11 protein-coding genes are annotated in these 22,739 nt (G+C 71.2%); 10 read left to right on the top strand and 1 reads right to left on the bottom strand.

What is annotated here, in order from left to right; genetic code table 11:
* Positions 1 to 23 precede the first annotated feature (23 nt).
* The 4 genes from pdhA (at position 24) to alr (ending at position 5,326) form a co-directional block, all read left to right on the top strand.
* The gene (gene pdhA, locus P0D62_RS11735; RefSeq protein WP_275702740.1) at positions 24 to 1,124 is read left to right on the top strand and encodes a pyruvate dehydrogenase (acetyl-transferring) E1 component subunit alpha; all 1,101 of its coding nucleotides are present in this window, start codon (positions 24 to 26) and stop codon (positions 1,122 to 1,124) included.
* Positions 1,121 to 2,098, top strand: a complete 978-nt coding sequence (locus P0D62_RS11730; protein WP_275702739.1) for an alpha-ketoacid dehydrogenase subunit beta — start codon at positions 1,121 to 1,123, stop codon at positions 2,096 to 2,098. Before pdhA ends, P0D62_RS11730 begins: the two co-directional genes overlap by 4 nt.
* A 10-nt stretch (positions 2,099 to 2,108) precedes the next feature.
* Entirely contained in the window at positions 2,109 to 3,755 is a 1,647-nt protein-coding gene (locus P0D62_RS11725; protein WP_275702738.1) for a dihydrolipoamide acetyltransferase family protein, read from the top strand.
* Positions 3,756 to 4,210: 455 nt separating this feature from the next.
* Positions 4,211 to 5,326, top strand: coding sequence for an alanine racemase (gene alr / locus P0D62_RS11720; RefSeq protein ID WP_275702737.1), 1,116 nt, complete (start codon positions 4,211 to 4,213; stop codon positions 5,324 to 5,326).
* 626 nt (positions 5,327 to 5,952) lie between these two features.
* On the opposite strand, the gene P0D62_RS11715 is transcribed toward alr, so the two are convergent.
* On the bottom strand, positions 5,953 to 6,618 hold the full coding sequence (locus P0D62_RS11715) for an EcsC family protein (RefSeq protein WP_275702736.1): 666 nt from the start codon (positions 6,616 to 6,618) through the stop codon (positions 5,953 to 5,955).
* 252 nt (positions 6,619 to 6,870) lie between these two features.
* Here P0D62_RS11715 and P0D62_RS11710 point away from each other — a divergent pair, with 252 nt between their 5' ends.
* The 6 genes from P0D62_RS11710 to P0D62_RS11685 all read left to right on the top strand — a co-directional run bounded on the left by P0D62_RS11710 (position 6,871) and on the right by P0D62_RS11685 (position 22,728).
* Entirely contained in the window at positions 6,871 to 7,455 is a 585-nt protein-coding gene (locus P0D62_RS11710) for a 50S ribosomal protein L25/general stress protein Ctc (RefSeq protein WP_275702735.1), read from the top strand.
* On the top strand, positions 7,452 to 8,045 hold the full coding sequence (pth, locus tag P0D62_RS11705; RefSeq protein ID WP_275702734.1) for an aminoacyl-tRNA hydrolase: 594 nt from the start codon (positions 7,452 to 7,454) through the stop codon (positions 8,043 to 8,045). Before P0D62_RS11710 ends, pth begins: the two co-directional genes overlap by 4 nt.
* A gap of 57 nt (positions 8,046 to 8,102) precedes the next feature.
* A complete protein-coding gene (locus P0D62_RS11700; protein WP_275702733.1) occupies positions 8,103 to 9,044 on the top strand; it encodes a cobalamin biosynthesis protein in 942 nt (313 codons plus the stop codon).
* Between the two features lie 324 nt (positions 9,045 to 9,368).
* Positions 9,369 to 10,814: a cobyric acid synthase gene (locus P0D62_RS11695; RefSeq protein WP_275702732.1), complete on the top strand. Its 1,446-nt coding sequence runs from the start codon at positions 9,369 to 9,371 to the stop codon at positions 10,812 to 10,814.
* 258 nt (positions 10,815 to 11,072) lie between these two features.
* Positions 11,073 to 19,595 carry an alpha/beta hydrolase gene (locus tag P0D62_RS11690; RefSeq protein ID WP_275702731.1) on the top strand — a complete coding sequence of 2,841 codons (8,523 nt, stop codon included), beginning with the start codon at positions 11,073 to 11,075 and terminating at the stop codon, positions 19,593 to 19,595.
* Entirely contained in the window at positions 19,585 to 22,728 is a 3,144-nt protein-coding gene (locus P0D62_RS11685; RefSeq protein ID WP_275702730.1) for a hypothetical protein, read from the top strand. The genes P0D62_RS11690 and P0D62_RS11685 overlap by 11 nt, the downstream gene beginning before the upstream one ends.
* The last annotated feature ends 11 nt before the right edge of the window (positions 22,729 to 22,739 follow it).

Genomic DNA, 22,739 nt, shown 5'->3' with positions numbered 1-22,739 from the left:
GTAGGTTGGTGAAAGGGGGCCGCGTGCGCGGTCAGAGCCACGACATGGTGCAGCTCCTCACCCCAGAGGGTGAGCGAGTAGAACACGAGCAGTTCGCGTTCACCGGAACGGTCGACGATCTGGTGGCCTACCACCGCGACATGGTGCTGGGACGGCGCTTCGACGTCGAAGCCACCGCGTTGCAGCGGCATGGCGAACTGGGCCTGTGGCCGCCGCAGATCGGCCAGGAGGCCGCGCAGGTGGGCGCCGGCTACGCGGTGCGCGACAACGACATGGTCTTCCCCAGCTACCGCGAGCACACGCTGGCGATGATCCTGGGCTTCCCGATGAAGCAGATCCTCGCGCTGTTCCGCGGTTCCGACGCCGGCGACTGGGAGATGCTGGACAAGTTCCGCAACTACCAGATCGTGATCGGCTGCCAGACGCTGAACGCCGTCGGCTACGCCATGGCCCTGCAGTTCGACGGCATGGTGGGCAACGACGACGCCGCCAAGAACGCCGCCACCCTCGTCTTCCACGGCGACGGGGCGTCGTCGCAGGGCGACGTGAACGAGGCCTACGTCTTCGCCGCCTCCTACAACGCCCCCGTGGTGTTCTTCTGCCAGAACAACCAGTGGGCGATCTCTGAACCCATCGCGCTGCAATCCCGGATCCCGCTGTACCAACGCGCCTGGGGCTTCGGCTTCCACGGCCTGCAGGTGGACGGCAACGACGTGCTGGCGGTCAAGGCCGTCACCGACTGGGCCATGGACCGCGCCCGAAACGGCGAGGGCCCGACCTTCATCGAGGCCTTCACCTACCGGATGGGCGCCCACACCACCTCCGACGACCCCACGAAGTACCGCGGCTCGTCCGAGGAAGAGATGTGGCGCGGCCGCGACCCGATCAACCGGCTGGAGAAACACCTGCGCTCCGCTGGGGCCATCGACGATGCCCATCTGGCCCGCCTGGAAGAGGAGGCCGACGAGCTCGGCGCCGAGACCCGGGCCGCGATCAAGGAGCTGAAGGACAAGACCATGGACGAGCTGTTCGCCTCCGTCTATGCCGAACCCACCGTCGAGCTGGAGGCCCAGCGTCGCGAGTATGCCGAGTACGTGGCGAGCTTCGGGGAGGACGAGCAGTGAGCGAGACGCTGACCATCGCGAAGGCCCTCAACCGGGGGCTGCGCCGGGCGCTGCAGGCCGATCCCAAGGTGCTGCTGATGGGCGAGGACATCGGCAAGCTGGGCGGTGTGTTCCGCATCACCGAGCACCTCCAGGCCGAGTTCGGCGAGAACCGCGTGATCGACTCGCCGCTGGCCGAGTCGGGCATCGTCGGCACCGCCGTCGGCCTGTGCATGCGCGGCTACCGGCCGGTGCTGGAGATCCAGTTCGACGGCTTCGTCTACCCGGCGTTCTCCCAGATCGTCACCCAGGTGGCCAAGATGCACGCCCGCACCGGCGGTCGCACGCCCATGCCGATGGTGATCCGGATTCCGTTCGGCGGCGGCATCGGCGCGATTGAGCATCACTCCGAATCGCCCGAAGGCTATTTCATCCACACGGCGGGGCTCAAGGTGGTGGCCTGCGCCAACCCCAACGACGCGTTCTGGATGATTCAGCAGGCCATCCAGTCCGACGACCCGGTGGTGTTCTTCGAGCCCAAGCGGCGCTACCAGAGCAAGGGTCTGGTCAACTTCGAGTCGCGGCCCGACCCCATGCACCAGGCGCGGATCACCCGCTACGGCTCCGACGCCACCCTGATCGCCTATGGCCCGACGGTGGCCACCTGCGAGGAGGCCGCCGCCGTCGCGGCCGAGGAGGGCACCTCGCTGGAGGTGGTCGACCTGCGCACGCTCAGCCCCGTCGACTGGGTCACCCTGATCTCGTCGGTGCGGCGCACCAAGCGGGCCATCGTCGTGCACGAGGCGCCGCTGACACTCGGCCTGGGCGCCGAGATCGCGGCCCGGCTGCATGAGAACCTTTTCTACGTGATGGAGTCGCCGGTGCAGCGCGTCGCCGGATTCGACATGCCCTATCCGCCGGCGCAGGTGGAGGAGGAGTACCTCCCCTCCGTCGACCGGATCCTCGACGCCGTCGACAAGTCCATGGCCTTCTAGGGAGATTGAGATGCTGCATCAATACTTGCTGCCGGATCCGGGAGAGGGCCTGCAAGAGGCCGAGATCGTCGCCTGGCGGGTGGCCGCCGGCGACGTGATCAAGGTCAACGACGTGCTGCTCGAGATCGAGACGGCCAAGTCGATCGTCGAACTGCCATCCCCGTTCGCGGGCACCGTCACGCGGCTGATCGTCGCGGAGGGCAGCACCGTCGAGGTGGGCACGCCGATCGTCGAGATCGACGACGGGCTGGACGACGAGCCGGTCGAGACCATCGTCGGTGAGGTGGCGGACGAGGCGCCGGCCACGCTCGTCGGCTACGGCGAGCGGGAGCAGCGCGGGTCGCGCCGGCGCCGCGGCCGGGCTGCGCGCGGGTCTGACCGCTCGAATGCCGACATGATGAACGAGGCCTACTCTCAGCACGAGCCCGGGCGACGCCCCGACGAGATGCAGCCGGCCAGCCCGGTGCATGCGCAGCCCGTCGGCGACCCGCTCCCGACGCCCGGCAAGGCGCCCACGGAGTCGGCCCTGGTGCTGGCGCACGACGCCGACGATGCCCGCGCCAAGCCGCCCGTGCGCAAGTACGCCCGCGACCTGGGCGTCGACCTGGCCGGCGTCGTCGGCACCGGTCCCGATGGCACCATCACCCGTCGCGACGTGGAGGCGGCCGCCGCCTTCATGCGGATGGACGCCGAGCCCAAGCAGGGCCGGATCATCAACGACGCGGCCAGCTTCCAGCAGCACCACGAGGCTCCGCCCACCTACTCCCCGAGCGGGGGCTTCGGCACCGCGGCGCCCGGCGGCGGTTTCGGTGGCGGCGGGTTCTCCGGCGGAGGCGGCTTCGGCGGGGGCACGCCTGGCGGCAGCGCCTTCGCGGGGGGCTTCGGCGCCGGTTTCGGTGGTGGGGTTCCCGGGGGAATGCCCGGCGGCTTCGATCCGTTTCAGGGCAAGTCCGAGCGCCGCGTGCCCATCAAGGGCGTGCGCAAGGTGACCGCAGAGAACATGGTGCGCTCGCGCGACAACCATGTGCACGTCACCGAGTGGACCACCGTCGACGTCACCGGAACCATGGAGTTCGTCGAGACGCTGAAGGAGCGGCGCGAGTTCGCCGGCCTGCGGATCTCGCCGCTGCTGGTCTACGCCAAGGCCGTGTGCCTGGCGCTGGGTCGCAACCCCGAGCTGAACACGTCGTGGGACGACGAGACCCAGGAGATCGTCTACCACGCCGACGTGAACCTCGGTATCGCGGCCGCCACGCCCCGTGGCTTGATGGTGCCCAACATCAAGGGCGCCCAGCGGCTCAGCCTGATCCAGCTGGCCCAGGCGCTGAACCAGCTGGTGCAGGTGGCGCGCGACGGCAAGCTCCAGCCCGGTGACTACAGCGGCGGCACGTTCACGATCACCAACGTCGGCGTCTTCGGCATCGACTCTGGCACCCCGATCATCAACGGCAACGAGTCGGCGATCTTCTGCATGGGCTCCATCGACCGTCGCCCCTGGGTGGTCGGACAAGGCCTGCAGGAACGCATCGAACCCCGCTGGGTGACGACGCTGTCGGTGGCCTTCGACCACCGCATCGTCGACGGCGAACAAGGTTCCCGCTTCCTCCACGACATCGCCGAGATCCTCGCCGAACCCGCCCTGGCCCTCCTGTTCTGACCTGCCCACGCTCTTCGAGGTGCGAGGCCGCCCGCGGCCGAGCCTCGAGGAGAGCGTGACCGGGCGTGGGGACTTGTGGTCAGGAACTGTGGTCCAGAATCAGCACGAGCGCGAAGCACTGATGACGCTCTTCGAGGTGCGAGGCCGCCCGCGGCCGAGCCTCGAGGAGAGCGCGGTGTCTGGGGACTTGTGGTCGGGGACTGTGGTCCAGGATCAGCACGAGCGCGAAGCACTGATGACGCTCTTTGAGGTGCGACGAAGGAGCCTCGAAAAGAGCGCGACGGCGTCTGGGGACTTGTGGTCGGGTTCGTTGTGGCAGGGCAGGATCCTCCGGCTATGTATATGGCGTGATCTGTGCAGGAGGTACAGATCACGCCATATGCATAGCTGAAGGAAACCAAACAGGATGGAAAGCCGTCGCAGCACCTCGAAGAGCGTGGGACTAAAGTGAGGCCGTGCCGAATCCGACCGTGCTCCAGGTGAACCTCGCCGCGATCAACCACAACCTCGCGGAGGTTCGCAGGTTGGCTGGCGGGCGACTGGTGTTGGCGGCGGTGAAGGCGAATGCGTACGGCCATGGCATCGTCGAGGTGTCCCGCAGCATCGAGGCGTCAGGCAGCGCCGACTGGCTGGGCGTGGCCACCGTCGATGAGGGGCTGCTGCTGCGCGAGGGCGGCATCACGCTGCCGATCCTGAAGTTCAGCCCGACGCTGTCCGACGAAGAGGTCGCCGTGTCGGCCGGCATCACGCTGGGAGTCGGTGACGAGGCGTCCATCCGTCGCATCTCGGCCGCTGGGCAGGCGACGGGCAAGACCGCCGATGTGCACCTCAAGGTGGACACCGGAATGCATCGCTTCGGGGCCGCCATCGACGAGGCCCCGGGCTTGGCGAGGCTGATCGAGTCGCTGCCGAATATCGCCCTGACAGGCCTGTTCACTCACCTTCCCGTCTCCGATGTGCCCGACGGCGAGACCTTCACCCACGACCAGTTGGCCCGTTTCCGCGCACTCGCCGATGAGATCCGGGGGATCGCGTCGGCGGAGATCCTCGTGCACGCCGCCAACTCCGGAGGGGTGCTCGGCCACGACCTCACCGGCACCGACATGGTGCGCCCGGGGATCATGGTCTACGGGTCGTACCCCGACGTGCTCACCCCGCGTACCGCCGACCTGCGCCCCACCGAGCGCTGGACCTCGCGCCTCACCTTCATCCAGCGCGTGAGCGCGGGGGAGACGGTGGGCTACGGCCGCACCTGGACCGCCCCACACGACACCTACGTCGGCACTGTCGCGGTGGGATATGGCGATGGCTACTCCCGCTTGCTGTCCAGTCTCGGCCGGATGCTGATCGACGGTGCGTCGTACCCCATCGTCGGCCGGGTCTGCATGGACCAGACCATGATCGACCTGGGGCCCGAGCCCCGCTGTGCGGTCGGCGACGAGGTGGTCTTGGTGGGTACCAGCGGAGACGAGACCATTACCGTCGCGGAACTAGCCGACCTGATGGCCACCATCCCCTACGAGGTCACCTGCCTGATCACCCCCCGAGTCCCCCGGACCTACATCTCCTGACCGAGGTGCCTCGCCGAACTCCTCGACACCCACTGACCCCATGACGCTGTGACGAAAACGCTCCAGTGGGAGATGTTCCACCACAGACGGTGGAACATTTCCCACTGGAACCAACTCGTCGCTTGATCCCTGCCTTGCCTCGCGCTGGCTCTCCTCGAGGCTCGGCCGCAGGCGGCCTCGCACCTCGAAGAGCGTCATCGTCACGCTCTTCGAGGTGCGGAGCGCAGCGGAGCCTCGAGGAGAGCCAGCTGGCAGCCGAAGAACGTAGTCGTGTGGAGGATGGGGTCCGCCTTCACGGTCGTTGAGGTGCGACGAAGTCGCCTCGAAGCGACCCAGCTGGCAGCCGAACGCTGAGTTGTGTGGAGGATGGGGTTCGCGAGTGGGTGTGGTGGGCGTAAAAGCCGTGGGCCCGCGCGAAGCGCCGGGACACGGTCGGCGGCGGGCACTTCGAGGCTCGCTTCGCTCGCACCTCAGCAACCGCGACCCCATCCGGAACACGACGGACGGAACCACCAGAACCCGACCACCGCTCCCTACGCACGGTCACGCTCTCCTCGAGGCTCGGCCGCGGGCGGCCTCGCGCCTCGAAGAGCGTAGAGGGGGGCACCTCGAGGAGCGTTGGTCAGTCAGCTTGCGGTGCGGGTGAGCTTGGGGCGTCGGCTGGGCAGGGCGGTGAGGGCGTACTGGGCGATGGTGTGGGTCATCCAGCCGTCGACAGCGGCTCCGACGCCGCCTCCGATCACCGGGATGCGCTTGGCCAATGTGACTCCAAGCCGCTTTCCGCCCACGTAGTTCATCGCCCGTTCAAGCAGCAGCCGGGACACGGAGCCGTCGAGCTTCGCGTCGAAGACCGGAGCCGTGGCGACCATGGCGGGTGTGGAGGGCAGCACGCCCTGCGCGATCAGCTTCTCTCCGGCCGAGGGGCCGAGCATCACCATGAGGATGGCGGTGCGGACGCGGGGGTCGTCGAGGTTGTAGCCGCGCAGATGCGCCACCGACGCCACCAGCCGGGCCTGCACGAACGTCGAGGCGGCGAGGTTGGCGGGGATGGTCACCAGGGCGACCAGGAACCCGCCCCAGTTGGTGGCGAAGCCCTGCCCGCCGGCCAGCGCGATGTGGTTGGTCACCGTCCGCGACACGGCTGCCTCGGCGTCGTTGGTTCCTCGCAGCAGTTCGTTGGCGGTGGACCGGGCGCCGGGCAGCTTGCCCTTGCCCTTGATGGCGAGATCCAGCAGCTGGTGGAAGACGTCGGCCGTGAACCCCTCGGCAACCTCGACGCTGTTGTTCGTCATGCCAGCTCCTCGCGCTCGGATTCACCCAGTCTATGCGGGCGTCGTCAGGGGGAGAACCAGGTATCGCCCCCATTCGGCGGTGTTGCGCGATCCGGCAGATGCGGCGATTCGGAGGCGGTGGGCTAAACTAGGCGGGCGCCTGGCGAGGGACAACTGAGACGCCGCGATTCCGCGGAGACTCACCCAGTCCGTTATCGACTAGCTTCTCTTCGCTCGGCACGTGTATGCCCATAGAGATTTAGAGGAGAAGACATGGCTGATCATTCGCTCAAGGCCACCCGTCGTGAAGAGTTCGGCAAGGGCGCTGCCCGCCGCATCCGCCGCGCCGGCGACATCCCCGCCGTGCTGTACGGCCACGGCACCGATCCCGTTCACCTGACCCTGCCGGGTCGCGAGACCTTCCTCGCCCTGCGTCAGGCCAACGTGCTGTTCACCATCACCATCGAGGGTGACAGCAAGCCCGTGCTGGCTCTGCCCAAGCAGGTCCAGCGCGACCCGATCCTCCCGATCATCGAGCATGTCGACCTGCTGCTGGTGAAGGCCGGCGAGAAGGTCACCGTCGACATCCCGATCGTCATCGTCGGCGAGGTGCGCGAGGGCATCCTCAACCAGGAGCTGCAGTCGCTCTCCATCGAGGCCTCCGCCACCAACATCCCCACCGAGATCGAGATCGACGTGGCGGCCCTTGAGGTTGGCGCGCATGTCACCGTCGCCGACGTGGCCCTCCCCGAGGGTGCTGTGGCCATGGACGACGCCGAGGCCCTCGTGCTGGGTGTCATCCTGCCTGCCGCCGAGGCTCCGGCCGAGGCTGAGGGCGAAGAAGCCGCCGCGGAGTGAGCAACTCTGCCTTTCTCGTGGCCGGGCTCGGTAATCCGGGCCCGGCCTACGAGCCCACCCGGCACAATGTCGGGTTCTGGGCCGTAGCGGACCTCGCGGATCGCTACGGCTCTTCCTTCGTGCTCAACTCCCGGCAGCGCTGCCAGATCGCGACGGTGACCTTGCCGCCCGCGCCGGGGGTCGACGCCGTGAAGCTGGTGCTGGTGCGGCCCACCACTTTCATGAACGAGTCGGGCCGCGCGGTGGGCGCCGTCGCCGCGTTCCACAAGATCGCGCCGGATCACGTGATCGCGATCCACGACGAGCTCGACCTCGATCCCGGCCGGCTGCGTGTGAAGTTCGGCGGGGGAGACAACGGTCACAACGGCCTGAAGTCGATGCGCCAGCACCTCGGCACCGGAGACTTCTACCGGGTGCGCGTGGGTATCGGTCGCCCGCCCGGCCGCCAGGCCGCCGCCGACTACGTGCTCGCCAAGATGCGTCCCTCCGATCTGGATGCGATGCGCGTCGACGCCGCCGTCGCCGGCGATGCCGTGGAGGTGCTGGTCCGCGAGGGCCTGGTCGCCACCCAGAACCGCTTCAACTCCTGACCTGTCGGGGTGGCCTCGGCTGCCGGATGCTGCCCTGCTAGGTTGGCCGATGTGTCGATGACCAGGGCTTTGGGTATCGCGTTGGGCGTTGCCGCCGACGCCGTCTTCGGCGACCCGAAGAAGCACCATCCCGTCGCCTGGTTCGGCACCTTCGCATCCAAGTCGGAGCCATATCTCTATGCGGACGACCGTGCGCACGGCGCTGTCTATGTGGCCGCGACGGTGACCCCCGTCGCGCTGGCTGGCGTCGTCCTGGAGCGCGTCACTCGCTCGCATCCCGTTGCCCATGTGGTTGCGACGGCGGTGTGCACCTGGGCCGTCCTCGGTGCCCGAAGCCTCGCCGCCGAGGGCGAGATCATGGCGGACCACCTGGACGCCGGCGACCTGGAGGCGGCGCGCGGCCGGCTCGGTCACCTCTGCGGACGCGACCCCAGCAACCTCGACGAGCCAGAACTCGCGCGGGCCGCCGTCGAGTCGATGGCCGAGAACACCGCCGACGCCGTGGTGGCGTCGTTGTTCTGGGGAGCCATCACCGGCATTCCAGGGCTGCTGGTGCACCGGGCCGTCAACACCCTCGACGCGATGGTCGGCCATCTCAACGAGCGCTACTCGCGTTTCGGCACCGCCGCTGCGCGCCTCGACGATGCCCTCGACTTCCTACCCGCCCGGATCACCGGCGACCTGGCCTGTCGGCTGGCGTGGGTCGTCGGCGGTGACTCCGCCCGCGCCTACGGGATCATGCGGCGCGACTGCCGCAAGCACCCCTCGCCGAACGGCGGTTGGTGCGAGTCGGCCTGGGCCGGGGCGCTGGGCGTGCAGCTCGGCGGTACCAACGTCTACTTCTCGCGCACCGAGGAGCGCCCGCTGCTCGGCGACGGCCCGCGCCCTGACGCCCGCAAGCTCCGCAAGGCCGCCCGCCTGGTGACCGCCGTCACCGCGCTCGCGACGGGCATCGCCGCCGGCGCCCTCGTCCTCCGCTCCCTGAGGCGCCCCTCATGACCCCACTCTCTCTTGCCCTTCCTTCCCCCTCCTTCTCCGCGCCGCCGCCCTTCGGCCACCCAGCGAATCCAGGAAAATCGGCCAATGGCCGATTTTCCGGTGTCTGTTGCCGAGAATCGGCCACTGCCCACAGCGCCGCAATCCAGAAAAATCGGCCATTGGCCCATTTTTCGGTGTCTGTTGCCGAGAATCGGCCATTGGCCGATTTTCCGGGAATGCGGGTGGCGGTGGGGCTTGTGAGGTGGGGCGTGAAGGGACATTGGTGTGAGGGGGAAGCTGGTGTGAGGGGGAAGCTGGTGTGAGGAACGAGCCAGGGAGAGGTCGATGACCGGGCTGCTGATCGCGGGGACGTCGTCTGACGCGGGGAAGTCGCTGTTCGTCACCGGGCTCTGCCGGGTGGCGCGGCGACGCGGCATCGACGTCGCGCCGTACAAGGCGCAGAACATGAGCAACAACTCGATGGTGTGCCTGGACGGGTCGGAGATCGGTCGCGCCCAGTACTTGCAGGCGATGGCGGCGGGGGTGACGCCGGAGTCGATACTGAACCCGGTGCTGCTCAAACCCGGCACCGACCGGCGCAGCTTCGTCGTGCTGCGCGGGCAGCCCGCCGGCGCGCTGGAGGCGGGGGAGTACGCCACCTCCCGGCGGCACCTGGCCGACGCCGCACACGCCGCCTACGAGGAACTCGCGCAGCGCCACGAGCTGGTGATCTGCGAGGGCGCCGGTTCGCCGGCCGAGATCAATCTTCGCCAGGGCGACTACACCAACATGGGTCTGGCCAGGCGCTTCGATCTGCCGGTGGTGATGGTCGGCGACATCGACCGGGGCGGGGTGTTGGCGTCGCTCTACGGCACCTGGGCCCTCCTCGAGGACGAGGACCGCGCGCTGCTCGCCGGCTACGTAATCAACAAGTTCCGCGGCGACCAGGCCATCCTCGATCCCGGCCTCGACGAGATCACCCGCCGCACCGGACTCACCAACTACGGCGTGCTGCCGTGGCTGCACGGGGTGTGGATCGACGGTGAGGACGCGCTGGAGGTGGGGCGGTGGCGGCACGACGGCTCGGCCGCCGACGGGCCCGAGCTGACCGTCGCCGCCGTCCGTCTGCCCCGAATATCCAACGCCACCGACGTCGACGCTCTGGCTCACGAGCTCGGCGTCGACGTGCGGGTGACCGTCGATCCCGTCGAGGTGGCGAGGGCCGATGTGGTGGTGCTGCCGGGCTCGCGCTCCACGATCGACGACCTTGCCTGGCTCCGCGAGACCGGCATCGCCGCCGAGATCGAGCACCGCGCGGCAGAGGGGCGCCCGGTACTGGGCATCTGCGGCGGCTACCAGATGCTGGCCCGAACCATCGTCGACGGGGTGGAGAACCGGCTGGAAAGCGCGCCGGGACTAGGGCTGTTGCCCGTCGAGGTGCGTTTCCATCCCGACAAGGTGCTCGCCCGCCCCGAGGGCGAATGGCGCGGGCTGTACGTCGACGGCTACGAGATCCATCATGGCCGCTGCCTCGTCGACGAGGGTCACGAGCCGTTCCTCGACGGCGTCTGCTCCGGTTCGGTGTGGGGCACCATGTGGCATGGCTCGCTGGAGAACGACGAGTTCCGTCGCGCCTGGCTGCGGGAGGTCGCCGCCCAGGCCGGCAAGGACTGGGAGCCCCGCAGCAACGCCCCGGGCTTCGCCGCCGGCCGCGAGTCGATGATCGAGACGGTCGCCGACGCGATCGAGAACCACATCGACGTCGACGGCCTGCTGGGCCTGGCGCGCTAGTGGCTCGTCGCCGTTTGGGGCTGATCCGCGCCGCAGCTGATACCCACTCGTAAGAGGGTCCGCAGTAGGTGCCAGCTACCTGCGGAATCTCTCGTCATCGGGGCCTTGTCCGGGGTGATCATCCGGAGTTAGGCTGACCTTGCGTCGCGCCCCCTCCCCTGATACAGACGCCGTCACGAAGTCGACCTTTCCCGTGACACCACGCCGGTGGTCGAACCCAATGCCATGGCGTCTCTGCGCCGGATTCGGGGGTGTGCGATGACGCTGACCGTCGGGGTCGACCCGCAGACCGCCAGCCTGCTCACCGCCATCGGCGTGCTGGACGACGACGGCCAGCTCGTCTCCACCTGGTTCGAGGATCCGCTGGCGGCGATCCGCAGGGTGCTGTCGAATCCCGTCCAGCGTGCGGCACTGCTCCGGCTGCTCGACGAACTACTTCCCACCGACCCGGGCCAGGCGGGCTGGTACCCGTTGCTCGACACGGAGGTCGGCAACCTGTACCTCACCGTCGAGAACGACGTGGTGGGCATCGCGGCCGCCCTGCACAGCGGCGACCTGGGCGACGGCGTGGGGCAGGTGCGCGGCACCGTCCGTCTTCCGCTGGTCAGCGTGGCCGACGAACTGGAGGCGATAGCGGTCACGGCGGAAGGGCCGCTGCTCGTCGGGGTGGACGTCGGCTTCACCAGCCCGGACATCCCGTTGTCGCGAATCGGGGCCGCTGTCGGCGTCTATGCCGACGACGCGGCGCCGCTCGGCGTGCAGGCGGCTGTCCGGGTGACCATCGATGACGTGAACCTTGGTGGCGGGGATCCGGTCGATCTCGTCATCGACTCGGCGACGATGGGGCGGGACCTGCTGCGGGCGCTCCGGCTCCTGCTGGGCGAGGTGATCGACCTGCTGGTGGCGGAGGCGGGCGACAACGACCAGCTGGCCCGGCTCGGCGAGCACCTGTTCGCGCTGCTCGGGCTCGATCTCGACGGCGATGTGCCTCCGCTGCCGCTGGAGGAGTTGTTCGCCCGGCCGGAGGCCGCGCTGGACTGGCTGGTCGACGTCGTCGACAGCCCGGACACCCTGACGGCGTGGGCCACGCATCTTGCGGGCTTGATCGGCGACGACCTCGAGGTGGTCGGCACTGGCGAGACGGGCCAGCCGTTCCGGGCGCGCCTCGTCGATTCGGACGTCCTCGACCTGTTCCTGGTGCTCGAGGCCACCGCCGACCGCCACCTCGTGGTCGGCGTCGACGCGAGGGTGGACGCCGGTCCCGTCGCGCTCTCGGCCGCGGCCACAGTGCTGCGCATCCCGCTGCCGGCGCCCGGCGCAGACCCCGCGGCGCCGGCGCGGTTCACGCAGCTGGTGCCCGACGTGACGGTCGGCCTGGTGGCCCCCACCTCCGGCCTCCTCGTCGACAACGCCCCCGTCCTGCAGGTGGGCAGCCTGGGGGCCGGGTTCCGGCTCGCCGACGGCGTTCTCACGCCATGGCTCGAGGCCCGCGGGGTCGTCATCGACGGTCAGGACCACGGCACAGTCGACCTCACCGACGCGGATGCCGTCGTCGGCGTGGTGGGCGACGCAGCGCGCGGCATCCTCGAGGACGCTCTCGGTGACAGCCCCGCAGCGCGTGCCCTGCTCACGCTGGTGGGTCTGCGGCGGCCTGACACGGACCCCACCACGCCGCATCTGCTGGACCCGGCCGCGCTGGGTCGCGGCCCCACGGCGGCGCTCGCCGGACTGCACCGCGAGATCCTGGCCGACGCCGCGCATCCCTGGCAGCACATGCTCGCCCAGGTGGCGCTGCTGGCCGGCTTGACCCCCGACATCGGCGGGGCGGGCACCGTCGACGACCCGTGGACCGCCCCGATCGCCACCGAGGGGCCGGTCACCCTGGCGCTGGCGGCCTGGAACGCCCGTACCGACGCCGACCCGGCCGGCCTGCAGCGGCTCCGGCTCGGCGTCCTCGCCCAGGCGACGCAGGGCGTCTTCGACGGGCGGCTCCTGGTAGAGCTGTTGGCCTTCGACCTGCCGGCGGCCGGTCACGGCGCCGTCGCCCTCGTCGGCCGCTCAGAGCTGCGCCTCCGCGTGACGCCCGACGGCCCGATGACCCTGGACGGCCTGGCGCTCGAGTCCGGCCTGCTCAGCGCCCGTGCCGAGTGGCGGCCGGGCGAGGCCCCCGTCTGGCAGGTGGGGGTGGCGGGCGTCACGGTCACCGTCGACGACACCGCCTTCGGCGCTTTCGACCTCACGCTGCCGCGCCCGCTGGACGATCTCGGCCTCGGCGACGACGCCATCCGCCTGCTCGGCCAGCTGATCAGCTCGGCACTGCGCTCCTGGTCGGGCGAGCCCGCCTATGCCCTGGCCGCTCTGCTCGGCCTGCACCGCGACCTCCCGGATCTGCCTGCCGACTGGCCGCTACTGAGCGACCTCCTGACCGGTGCCGGCTCGCTCCGGCGCCTGCTCGACGACCCGCCGGCCGCGCTTCGCGCCCACCTGCGCCGGCTCCTCACGGGAGTCGCCGACGGCGGGCGCGCCTTCGTGGTGGAGGCGCTGCGGGTGCTGCGGAGCCTGCTGCCGGGAGAGCTGTCGACGGCGCTCGCGATCACCGGCTCGGGCCGTTACGACGACCCGTGGGTCGTCCCGATCGTCGACGAGACGGCCGATCCGTCCGAGGGCGTCACCAGCGTCGACGCGCTCGTCTGGCTCGACCCGGCCGGGCCGCCGGCGGAGTGGATCGCCCTGATCGCGCAGGCCGCCGACGAGGTGTCCGACGGCGACCTCCTCGCCCGCTTCCTGGCCGAGGCCGCCGCGTTCCGCCCCCAGCTCGCGGCCTCGCTCCGTGGACGTGCCCCGGACGCCGTCGCCTTCGGGTTCGACGAGCTGGCCGAGTGGCTCTCCGACAGCGACGGCCTGGTGCCGCTGGCCTCGCAGCTGCCCGACGGCTGGGAGCACGGCGCCACGGTGGCCACGCCGCACGCGCTGCTGCCGAAGGATCCGGCCGTGATCAGCCAGGTGGTCACCCGGCTGGTGGGCGCCGCCCCGATCCTGCTGGTCGCCCCGCCGTTCGCCGACCACGCCATCTACGACGACCTGGTGCTCGCCCTCACCGGTGCCGCGCCGAGCCTCGCGCACCACTTCGACCTGCGCGCTCTGCCCGACCCCGCCGAGGTGGACCTCACCCGGATAACCGCGGTGACCCGCGTCTACACCGCGGACCTGACCGCGGACCATGCCGTCAGCCAGACCGATCAGCTGCGGGCCGTCGCACAGCGCATCCGCGCCCTCACCGGGCAGGCGCCGCGCGTGGTGGGCCACTCCACCGCGGGCGTCGTCGCGCGCGCCCTCGCGGCCGCGCAGCCGGACGTTGTCGCTGGGTTGATCACCATCGGCAGCCCGCACGCCGGCTCCGACCTGCTGCCGCTCGCCGATCAGCTGACCGCGGACGCGGTGCGGGTGGCCGCCGCCGTGGCCGGCGCGGTCGCCGACAGTGCGCTCGGCGGCACCGTCGGGTGGCTGGCCGGGTTGCTCGACGGTTCCGGCGGCGGCTGGGGCGGGCCCGTCCGGCCGGGCTGGTTCGCGGGCGCGGAGCTCGGCCTGGTGGACGCCGTGCCGCGGTTCGCCATCGGCTCGCGGCTGGGCGGAGACCTGCCGGGCCTGCTCGCCGGCTCCACCGTCGTCGGCCTCGCCGGGGGAGCGCCGCCGACGCACCTGGGCTTCGGTGTCCGGTTGGGCCTTGCCACGCCGGAGGCCGAGGACGACGACGGCGTTGTCTTCGCCGCCGACGCGCGGGTGGACCTGGCTCGGCTGCGGTTGACGCCGGATGCCGCTGAGCCTCCGCGGCCCGCGACCGCGGTCACCATCAGCACCACCACCTCGCGGCCCGATGGCTGGCTCGTGGGTGACGGCATGCTGGCGGAGGGGCCGCTCGGCGCCCGGGTGCGCCGCGTCGAGGCCGGTGTCACCGTCACCGCCGGGCCGGAGATCCGACCCTGGCTGCGGCTGGTGGACGCCTCGATCGACGCGACGCCGGTGCGCGATGTGGTCGCGCTGGGCGACGAGGCCCTGCGTGCCGCGCTCGATGCCGTCGTGGCGGAGCTTTCCGCCGCCGACGACCCGGCGGCCGACGCCGCGCTCAACCTGTTGGAGGCCGCGGGCGCGCTGGTCGCCACCGCCGACGGCCGACGCGCCTCCGTCCAGGGCATCCTCGCGCTCGCCACCGCACCTACCAGGACCCTGACAGAACGTCGTGCCGCGCTGATCGCCGCGCTCCGGGCCATCGTCGGTGACCCCGACCTGACGGACATCGACCTCGGCGGCCTCGACCCCGGCGCGCTATCGGTGTCCCTACCCGAGCTGCCGCTCAGGCTCAGCCTCGACGACGCGACGATGACCATCCGGCTCGAGACCACGCCGGCCATCGAGCTGGCCGGGCCGTTCCTGCTCGCCGGTCGGCTCGACCTCGACACCCGCACCCTCGCCGTCACCCTCGACGCCTCGCTCGCGGCAGGCCCCGTGACCGTGCGCCGGTCGGCCGACGGCACGGTCACCGCCACCGCTTCGCCCTATCTCGCCGAACCGATGGTGCTGCGTCCGTTCGACCCGCCGCGGCTCGCCGCCCAGCTCGAACAGCTCATCCCTGATCTCGCGGTCTCGGCCGTGGTGGCCGCCGTCCTCGACGAGAGCGCGGAGAGCGGCATCACCGTGGGGCCGATCAGCGCCCTGGTGCGCGACCCGGTGGGCTGGCTGCGCGACGCCAGCGGATTGGTCACGCCCGAGGGGCTGCTCGACGGCGACCGGATCAACGACCTGCTGCGCTCGATCGGCGACGCGCTCGGCCTGGACGACAGCCAGGGCCTCGCCCTGCCGGGCGGGATGCTGCTCACTGCGAGCGGCACCGACCCGCTGCACCTGCAGCTCAGCGGCACCCTCGGCGACGATGTGGTGGGTGCGGCCGTCGACCTGGGGCTCGACCTGCGGCGCACCGGCCCGCTGCCGACGGATGTCCGGGTCACGCCCTCGGGCACCATCGCGCTGACGCTCGCGCTCCCGGGCGACTGGGGCACCCTGGGCATCGCCTTCGGTGCCGACGCCGCGGGCGTTCGGCTCGTCGTCACGCCTGAGCACGTCGGGCCGATCCAGCTGCTCCCGACGGTCTCCGGGCTCGGCGACCTGCTGAGCACCACCGCCACGGCCCTCGTGCCGAGGGTGCTGCAGGAGATCACCGATGCGCTGGCGGCCAGCCCGCCCCATCCCGTGCTGGACGTCGCGCTGGACGTGGCGGAGGCGCTCGGCATCTACGACCCGGCCGCCGGCGGCTTCATCGGGGCGGCGCAGGCCGAGCGGGTGCGTCACATGCTCGACCCCGGCTGGCTCGAGGACCAGGTCACCGACCCGGCGCTGCTCATCGGCCACCTCCAGCGGCTCTTTCCCGACGACGCCACTCCCGGCCCGATCGTGCTCCCGCCCGGCCACCGCGTCCGCCGCGAGGGCGACCGGCTGCGCTGGGAGATGGACCTGCCGGGCGGCGGTCTGCTGGGGGCCGAGTTGGGCTGGGGCGCGGCGGGCCACCCGCAGGTGCTGGTCACGCTCGCCGATCTCGACGCCGGCCCCCTCACCATCGACGCCGCGCGGCTCGGTTACCTCGATGCGCTCGAGGGTCTCCTTCGCGTGCGCGTCGATGCCGGCGAGCCGCTGGACTGGTTCACCCCGGAGGCCGAGTTCGCCCTCGCAGGAGACCGGGTGCGGCTGCGGATCCTGCCGCTCGGCGCCGCCGCCGAGGACGACGTCGCGATCGTCCTGGCCCCGGTGCCGGACCTCGTCCTCACCCCGGAGGGCGGCCTGCAGCTGGCCGCCTCCTGGCTGTTGCCGCTCATCACCCGCTACGTGATCCCGCAGGTGGAAGCGCTGCTCGACCAGCCGCTCTGGCCGAGCGGACCCACCTCGCGGCGCATCCTGCACGGCGCGCGCCTGCTCACCAGCCCCGACGGGGAGCTGCGCATCGCCGTCCCGTTCCCAGAGCCCGCCGTGATGGGGTTGGGCACGCTCAAGGCGGCCCTGTCCGGCGTGGCGGTGGAACTCACCGATGGCCTGGCGCTGGCCTTCGCCGAGGACGCCGGCCGCCTCGGCATCCGGCTCCGCGGGGCCGTGCGCTTCCCCGGTGACGTCTCGGTCTCGCTGCTCTTCGGCGAGCACGAGTGGATCGGCGAGAGCCGCGGCATCACCGCGTGGGTGATCGGCCCCTCCGACGACCCGGCCCTGCCGGTGGCGCCCGCGCCCGCGCTGGACGTCTCCGGGCTGGGCCTCAGGATCTCCGGAGCCGACGACGACCACCCGCTGTTCGGCGCAGACGACGGCGTGGTGCGGCTGGGCGGCATCGCGGCCCTGTTCTTCGGCCGCTTCGACTTCTGGGATCCCACGGCGCGCCGGCCCCGGTTCGCCGTCGACCGCCTCGGCGGTGCCGTGGAGCTCACCAAGGCCGCCGTCCGCGTGAACGGCAGCGACGGCGACTCGTTCGTCGCCAAGCTCATTCCGCAGGAGCTCGGCGCCGGCTTCACCATGGCGGTGGCCTACCACGACGACCGGCTTCAGGTGTACGGCGGCCCCGGCAACCTGGACAACGGCATCGAGCTCACCTTCCCGCTCAACCTCAACATCTTCGACGTGGTGCTGCTGCGTGAGCTGTACCTGGCGGCCCTGTTCGGCGACCCGACGACCGTGACCGCCGCGCTCTCGGGAAACGCGGAGCTGGGGCCGATCGCCGTCACCGTCGACCGGGTGGGCCTGCGCGTGACCATCTCCGGCTCCGGGGCAGTGCTGTCGTTCAAGCCGCCGGACGGTGCGGGCTTCTCGCTGGACACCTCGACCATCCGGCTGGGCGGCTTCCTGCTGGTGGACGAGGCCCGCGGCCGCTACGTCGGCGCGCTCGAGATCGCGCTGCTGGAGAAGTTCTCGCTCACCGCCATCGGCATCGTCACCACCAAGAACGCCGACGGCACGCCGGGCTTCTCGCTGCTGATGCTGATCACCGTCTCCCTCCCCGTGCCCATCCCGCTCGGCTACGGCTTCTTCTTCTCCGGCGCCGGTGGCCTGCTGGGCCTCAACCGGGGGATGGACGTCGACCGGATCCGCGACGGCCTGCGCACCGGCACCGCCGACTCGATCCTGTTCCCGACGGATGTCGTCAACCGCATCGACGTCATCATCCGCGATCTCGAAGAGTCGTTCCCGGTGCAGGAGGGGCACTTCCTGATCGCCCCCATGGGGATGATCACGTGGATGAACCCGGCGCTGGTCACGCTCAAGATCGGTCTCATCCTGGAGATCGCACCGCAGCCCAACGTGGCCTTGCTCGGAGTACTGCGGCTCGCGCTGCCCACGCCCAGCGAGGCCGTCGTCGACCTCAAGGTGGCGTTCATCGGCGGCATCGACATCGGTGCCGGGCTGCTGTACTTCGACGCCTCCATCTACGACTCGTTCATCGGCTACGGCGACTTCAAGCTCAGCCTCGAGGGCGACATCGCGGTGCGCTTCTGCTGGGGAGCCAAGCCCGACCTGGTGATCTCCGTCGGCGGCTTCCACCCCGGCTACTCGCCGGCCGCGCACCTGAAGCTCCCTGCGATGCGCCGGCTCACCCTCTCGCTGCTCAAGGACAACCCGCGCCTCACCCTCACGCTGTACTTCGCCATCACCAGCAACACCATCCAGTTCGGCGCCCGGCTGGAGTTCTTCGCGGGCATCGACGGGTTCTCCATCAGCGGCGACTTCGGCTTCGACGTCCTGGTGCAGTTCGTGCCGTTCCTGATCGACGCCTGCATGTGGGGCAAGCTGGCCATCACGGCGGCCGGCTGCGACATCTGCTCGATCGATCTCAGGCTGCAGCTGCGCGGGCCGACCCCCTGGTACGCCCACGGCACCGCCAGCTTCCGCATCCTGTTCTTCTCGATCACCATCGAGGTGGAGGCGACGTTCGGTGACGCCCACGAGGCGAGCATCCCCGCCGAGCCCGTGCTGCCCCGGCTGCTGGACCAGCTGCGCGATCCCTCGAACTGGAGCGCCGAGCTGGCCTCCTCGTCGGCCGCAGGCGTGGCGCTGCTGCCGCCGCCCCAGGGCGCGCTGGTGGTGGACGCCGCCGGCCTGCTCTCGGTGCGGCAGAACCTGCTGCCGCTGGAAACCGACATCGGGCTGGTGGGTAAGACTCCGCCCAGCGACGTGCGGCGCGTGGCTATCACGGGCTTCTCGCTGGGCACCGTCGACCCGGAGCCCGTCGCGTTCGACGACGTCACCGCGCCCTTCTCGCCGTCCACCTTCGCGGGCGCGTCGAACACCAACCCCGACCTGCTGAAGGCGCCCGCGTTCGAGCAGCGGCCCCATGGGGTGCGGGCCGGATCCGGCCAGTCGCTGGCGGCCGACCTCGTCCTCCACCACCCGCAGTCCTACGAGATGATCGTCATCGACGACCCCGATCCCGAGGCTCCGACGCCGCCGCCGGTATCGGTGAATCCGCGGCTGAACTTCTCGCACCTGGTGGCCGGTGGCGCCATCGCGGCGTCCGCGTCGTCGAAACTGCGGGCGCGGCGCGACGAGCGGGGCGCGGTCCGCACGGCCGTGGTCGCCGAGCCGCTGTTCGCCGTCACGGCCAAGGACTCGCTCCTTCCGCTCGGCCCCGACGGCCTCCCCGCGACGGCGGAGACCATGCTGCTCAGCCGCACCGACGCGGAGCAGCGGCTCGCGGCGCTCCCCGCCGACGGGCGCCAGTTCCAGATCGTCCCGGAGGTGCAGGTTGTCCTTTGAACTGCCCGAGTACAGCTTCCTGCCGTGGTCACGGCGGGGTATCGCCACGCGGGTCGACCAGGTCGACCACCTGGGCGCGGCGCCGGACGCCGGTCCCAAGGACCGCGCCACGCTCACCGCGTCGCTCACCGTCGAATCGCTGCCCGTGCCGGGGGCGCCGACGGTGGCCCCCGTCGCCGTGAACCAGTCCGTCTCGCTGGTGGGCCCGGGCGATGTGAAGAGCTTCCGGCCCGATTCGGTGCTGCGCGTGATGCCGGTGTCCGGCAGCCTGAACGCCACCCCGGGGGAGCTGGCCTATCTCGAGTTCTACGACGAGGACTTCCCGTGGCGTTACACGCCGGCCCGGGCGACGGCCGACCACCGGCTGCGGCCGTGGATCGCGCTGTTCGTGCTCGCCGAGGGCGAGTACACGGTGACGCCGGTCCCCGGCGAGGTCGCCATCCTCACCGTGACCGACGCTGCACCGCTGCCGCCGGTCACCGAGACCTGGGCCTGGGCTCACGTGCAGGCCCACGGCGACCTGCGCGGCGGCGACCCGGGGGAGGCGCTCGACACGCGCGTGACCGCCGCCCCCGACCTCGCGCTCTCACGGCTGCTCAGCCCGCGGCGGCTCGAGCGCAACACCGCGTACCGGGCCTTCGTGGTGCCCGCGATGGAGACCGGCCGCCTCGCGGGCCTAGGCACGCCGCCGGCCCCGGGCACGGTGGCGGCGCAGCAGCCGTCCTGGGGCCAGGGGCAGCCCCGCGTCTTCCCGGTGCTCTTCGACTGGGCCTTCCAGACGGGCGAGTTGGCCGACTTCGAGGTACTCGCACGGCGTCCGAAGGCCTTCCGGGTGGCGGCCGAGAGCTTCGGCACGCGGGACCTCGACATCTCCCATCCCGGCGCAGGCGTCGAGGTGGCGCCCGGCACCACCGTCGGCTTCGAGGGAGCGCTCGCCCCCGTGGACTTCGACGGCCGCACGCCGTACCCGGCCTCGCCCGGTGCTCCCGTGGCGAACCAGCTGCGGGAGCTGGTGGACCTGGCCGTCGAGGTGCGGGCCAGTGGCGCGGACAGCGGCGAGGATCCCATCGTCACCCCGCCCGCCTACGGCAAGAAGCACGTGGGCCTGGAGCGGGTGGCCGACGCCACCACCGCGGACGTGCGCTGGGTGGCGGAGCTCAACCTCGACCCGAGGAACCGGGCCGCCGCGGGCCTGGGAGCCGAGATCGTGCGGCAGCGCGACGAGGAGTACATGGAGCGCGCCTGGGCGCAGGTGGAGGAGCTGGAGGCGGTCAACCAGCGGCTGCGAGAGGCCGACCTCGCGATGACCGCCAGCGACCGCGTCTACGCCAAGCACATCGCGCACACCGGCCCCGACCGGATGCTGGGGTTGAGCGCGGGTGTCCAGTCGGCGCTGCGTGCCGCGGCCACCGGGGAGACGACGATCCGCGGCCAGGTGGACGCCAGCCGCGTGCCGGTGGCGGCCCAGGCTCCCGCCTTCCGCCGCATCACCCGCCCCGCTCGCCCCCTCATCCGGTCACTGACCGAGACGATGCACGCCGGGCTGGAGGCGGGGCTGCTCAGCCGGCTGAACGAGGATCCCGGCACGGCCGTCTCCGCCGCGCCGCCCGCGCCGGATCCGGTCCTCGGCGTGGCGCCCACGCTCGTCCAGCAGGCCGTCGCCGCCGTCGCCGCGCAGCCGCCGCGCGGCCGCGACGTGTTCCCCGTGCTCGTCGGCGAGGAGGTCGAAGCCCAGCGGGTGGCGGGCACCCTGGCGGGGCTCACCGTCGACCAGCTCCGAGCGGCGCTGCACACCCGGCTGGACGATGGGTTCCCCGCGGCCGCTCCCGCGAATGCGGCGCTGCGCGCCGACGCCATCGCCCTGATCGACGCGGTGACCGCCGTGACGGTGGGCGCGGGCGACGCCCCGACGGTGCTGCGCATCCCCGCGGCGGCGTTCACCACGACCTACGGCCCGCACATCGAGGGCAAGGGCTACCTCGGCGCGGTGATCGCGCCGGACACGGCCACCGTGCTCGCCACCGTCGCCCCGACCGCGGGCCTGGGCTCCGCGGCCGACTTCGCCGTCGCTCTCACGGACCTCTCCGCCCTCGCCTCCGCGCGCCCGATCCCGCCGCCGGCCGCGGCGCTCACCCCGCTCACCGCTCTCGCCCAGCAGGTGTCCACACAGTTGGCGCCGCGGGTGACCGTCCTTGCGCGCGTGGCGTCGGTGGTGGGCGGTGCCGATGAACTCTCTGCCGCCCTCGCACGCGAGCGCCGGCTGACGCCGGTGATGGCCTATCCCATCTTCGACGACCCGCTCTTCGAGCCGCTGCGCCAGCTGGGGCAGGACTACATCATCCCGAACATCGCGGGCCTGCCCGCCGAGTCGATCGCGCTCATGGTGCCCAACGTGCGCTTCATCGAGTCGATGCTCGCAGGCGTCAACACCGAGTTCGCCCGCGAGTTGCTCTGGCACGAGTACCCCACCGACCAGCGCGGCACACCCTTCCGTCGGTTCTTCGACGCGGCCGATGCCGCCGACGGGGGCGACCCGCGCCCGCCGGACGTCCCGGAGCTGCACCGCTGGGAACGCGACCTGGGGAGCAACTCTCCGCAGCTCTCCGGGCTGCTGGTGCTCGTGGTGCGCGCGGAACTGCTGGTGAAGTTCCCCGACACGGTCGTCTTCGCTCAGCGCGGCGCCTACGTCGGACAGGGCGCGGCCCGGCGTCGGACCCTCGCGCCCGACGGTGAGATCCGCTACCCGGTGATTCGGGGCGGTCTGGAGCCCGACGTGTCGTTGTACGGTTTCGAGCTGACCCCGGAAGCCGCCGCCGGCACCGATTCGGACGCCGGGTTCTTCTTCTGTTTCATGGAGCGCCCCGGCAAGCTCCGCTTCGGGCTCGACCTCGACGACGACTCCAATACGCCGCCACCCACGCTCGCCACCTGGAACGACGCGAATTGGAAGCACCTGCAGCCCGTGGACGGGCGGCCGCCTGCCCAGGTGCTGGTGGGCCCCAACGCAGGGTTGGTCCCCACGACGGCCGGCTTGCCCGCGTGGGGTGCCACCTCCGCGCACATGGCGTCGATCCTCTGCCAGAACCCGGTGTGGCTCGCCAGGCACGCCACCGACATGCTGCCGGTCGAGTGAGGGGAAGGACG

It is taken from the genome of Tessaracoccus caeni (assembly GCF_029211185.1).
Classification (GTDB): Bacteria; Actinomycetota; Actinomycetes; order Propionibacteriales; family Propionibacteriaceae; genus Arachnia; species Arachnia caeni.
Note: the sequence above shows the minus strand (reverse complement) of the source record. Positions and strands in the feature narration are given on the sequence as shown.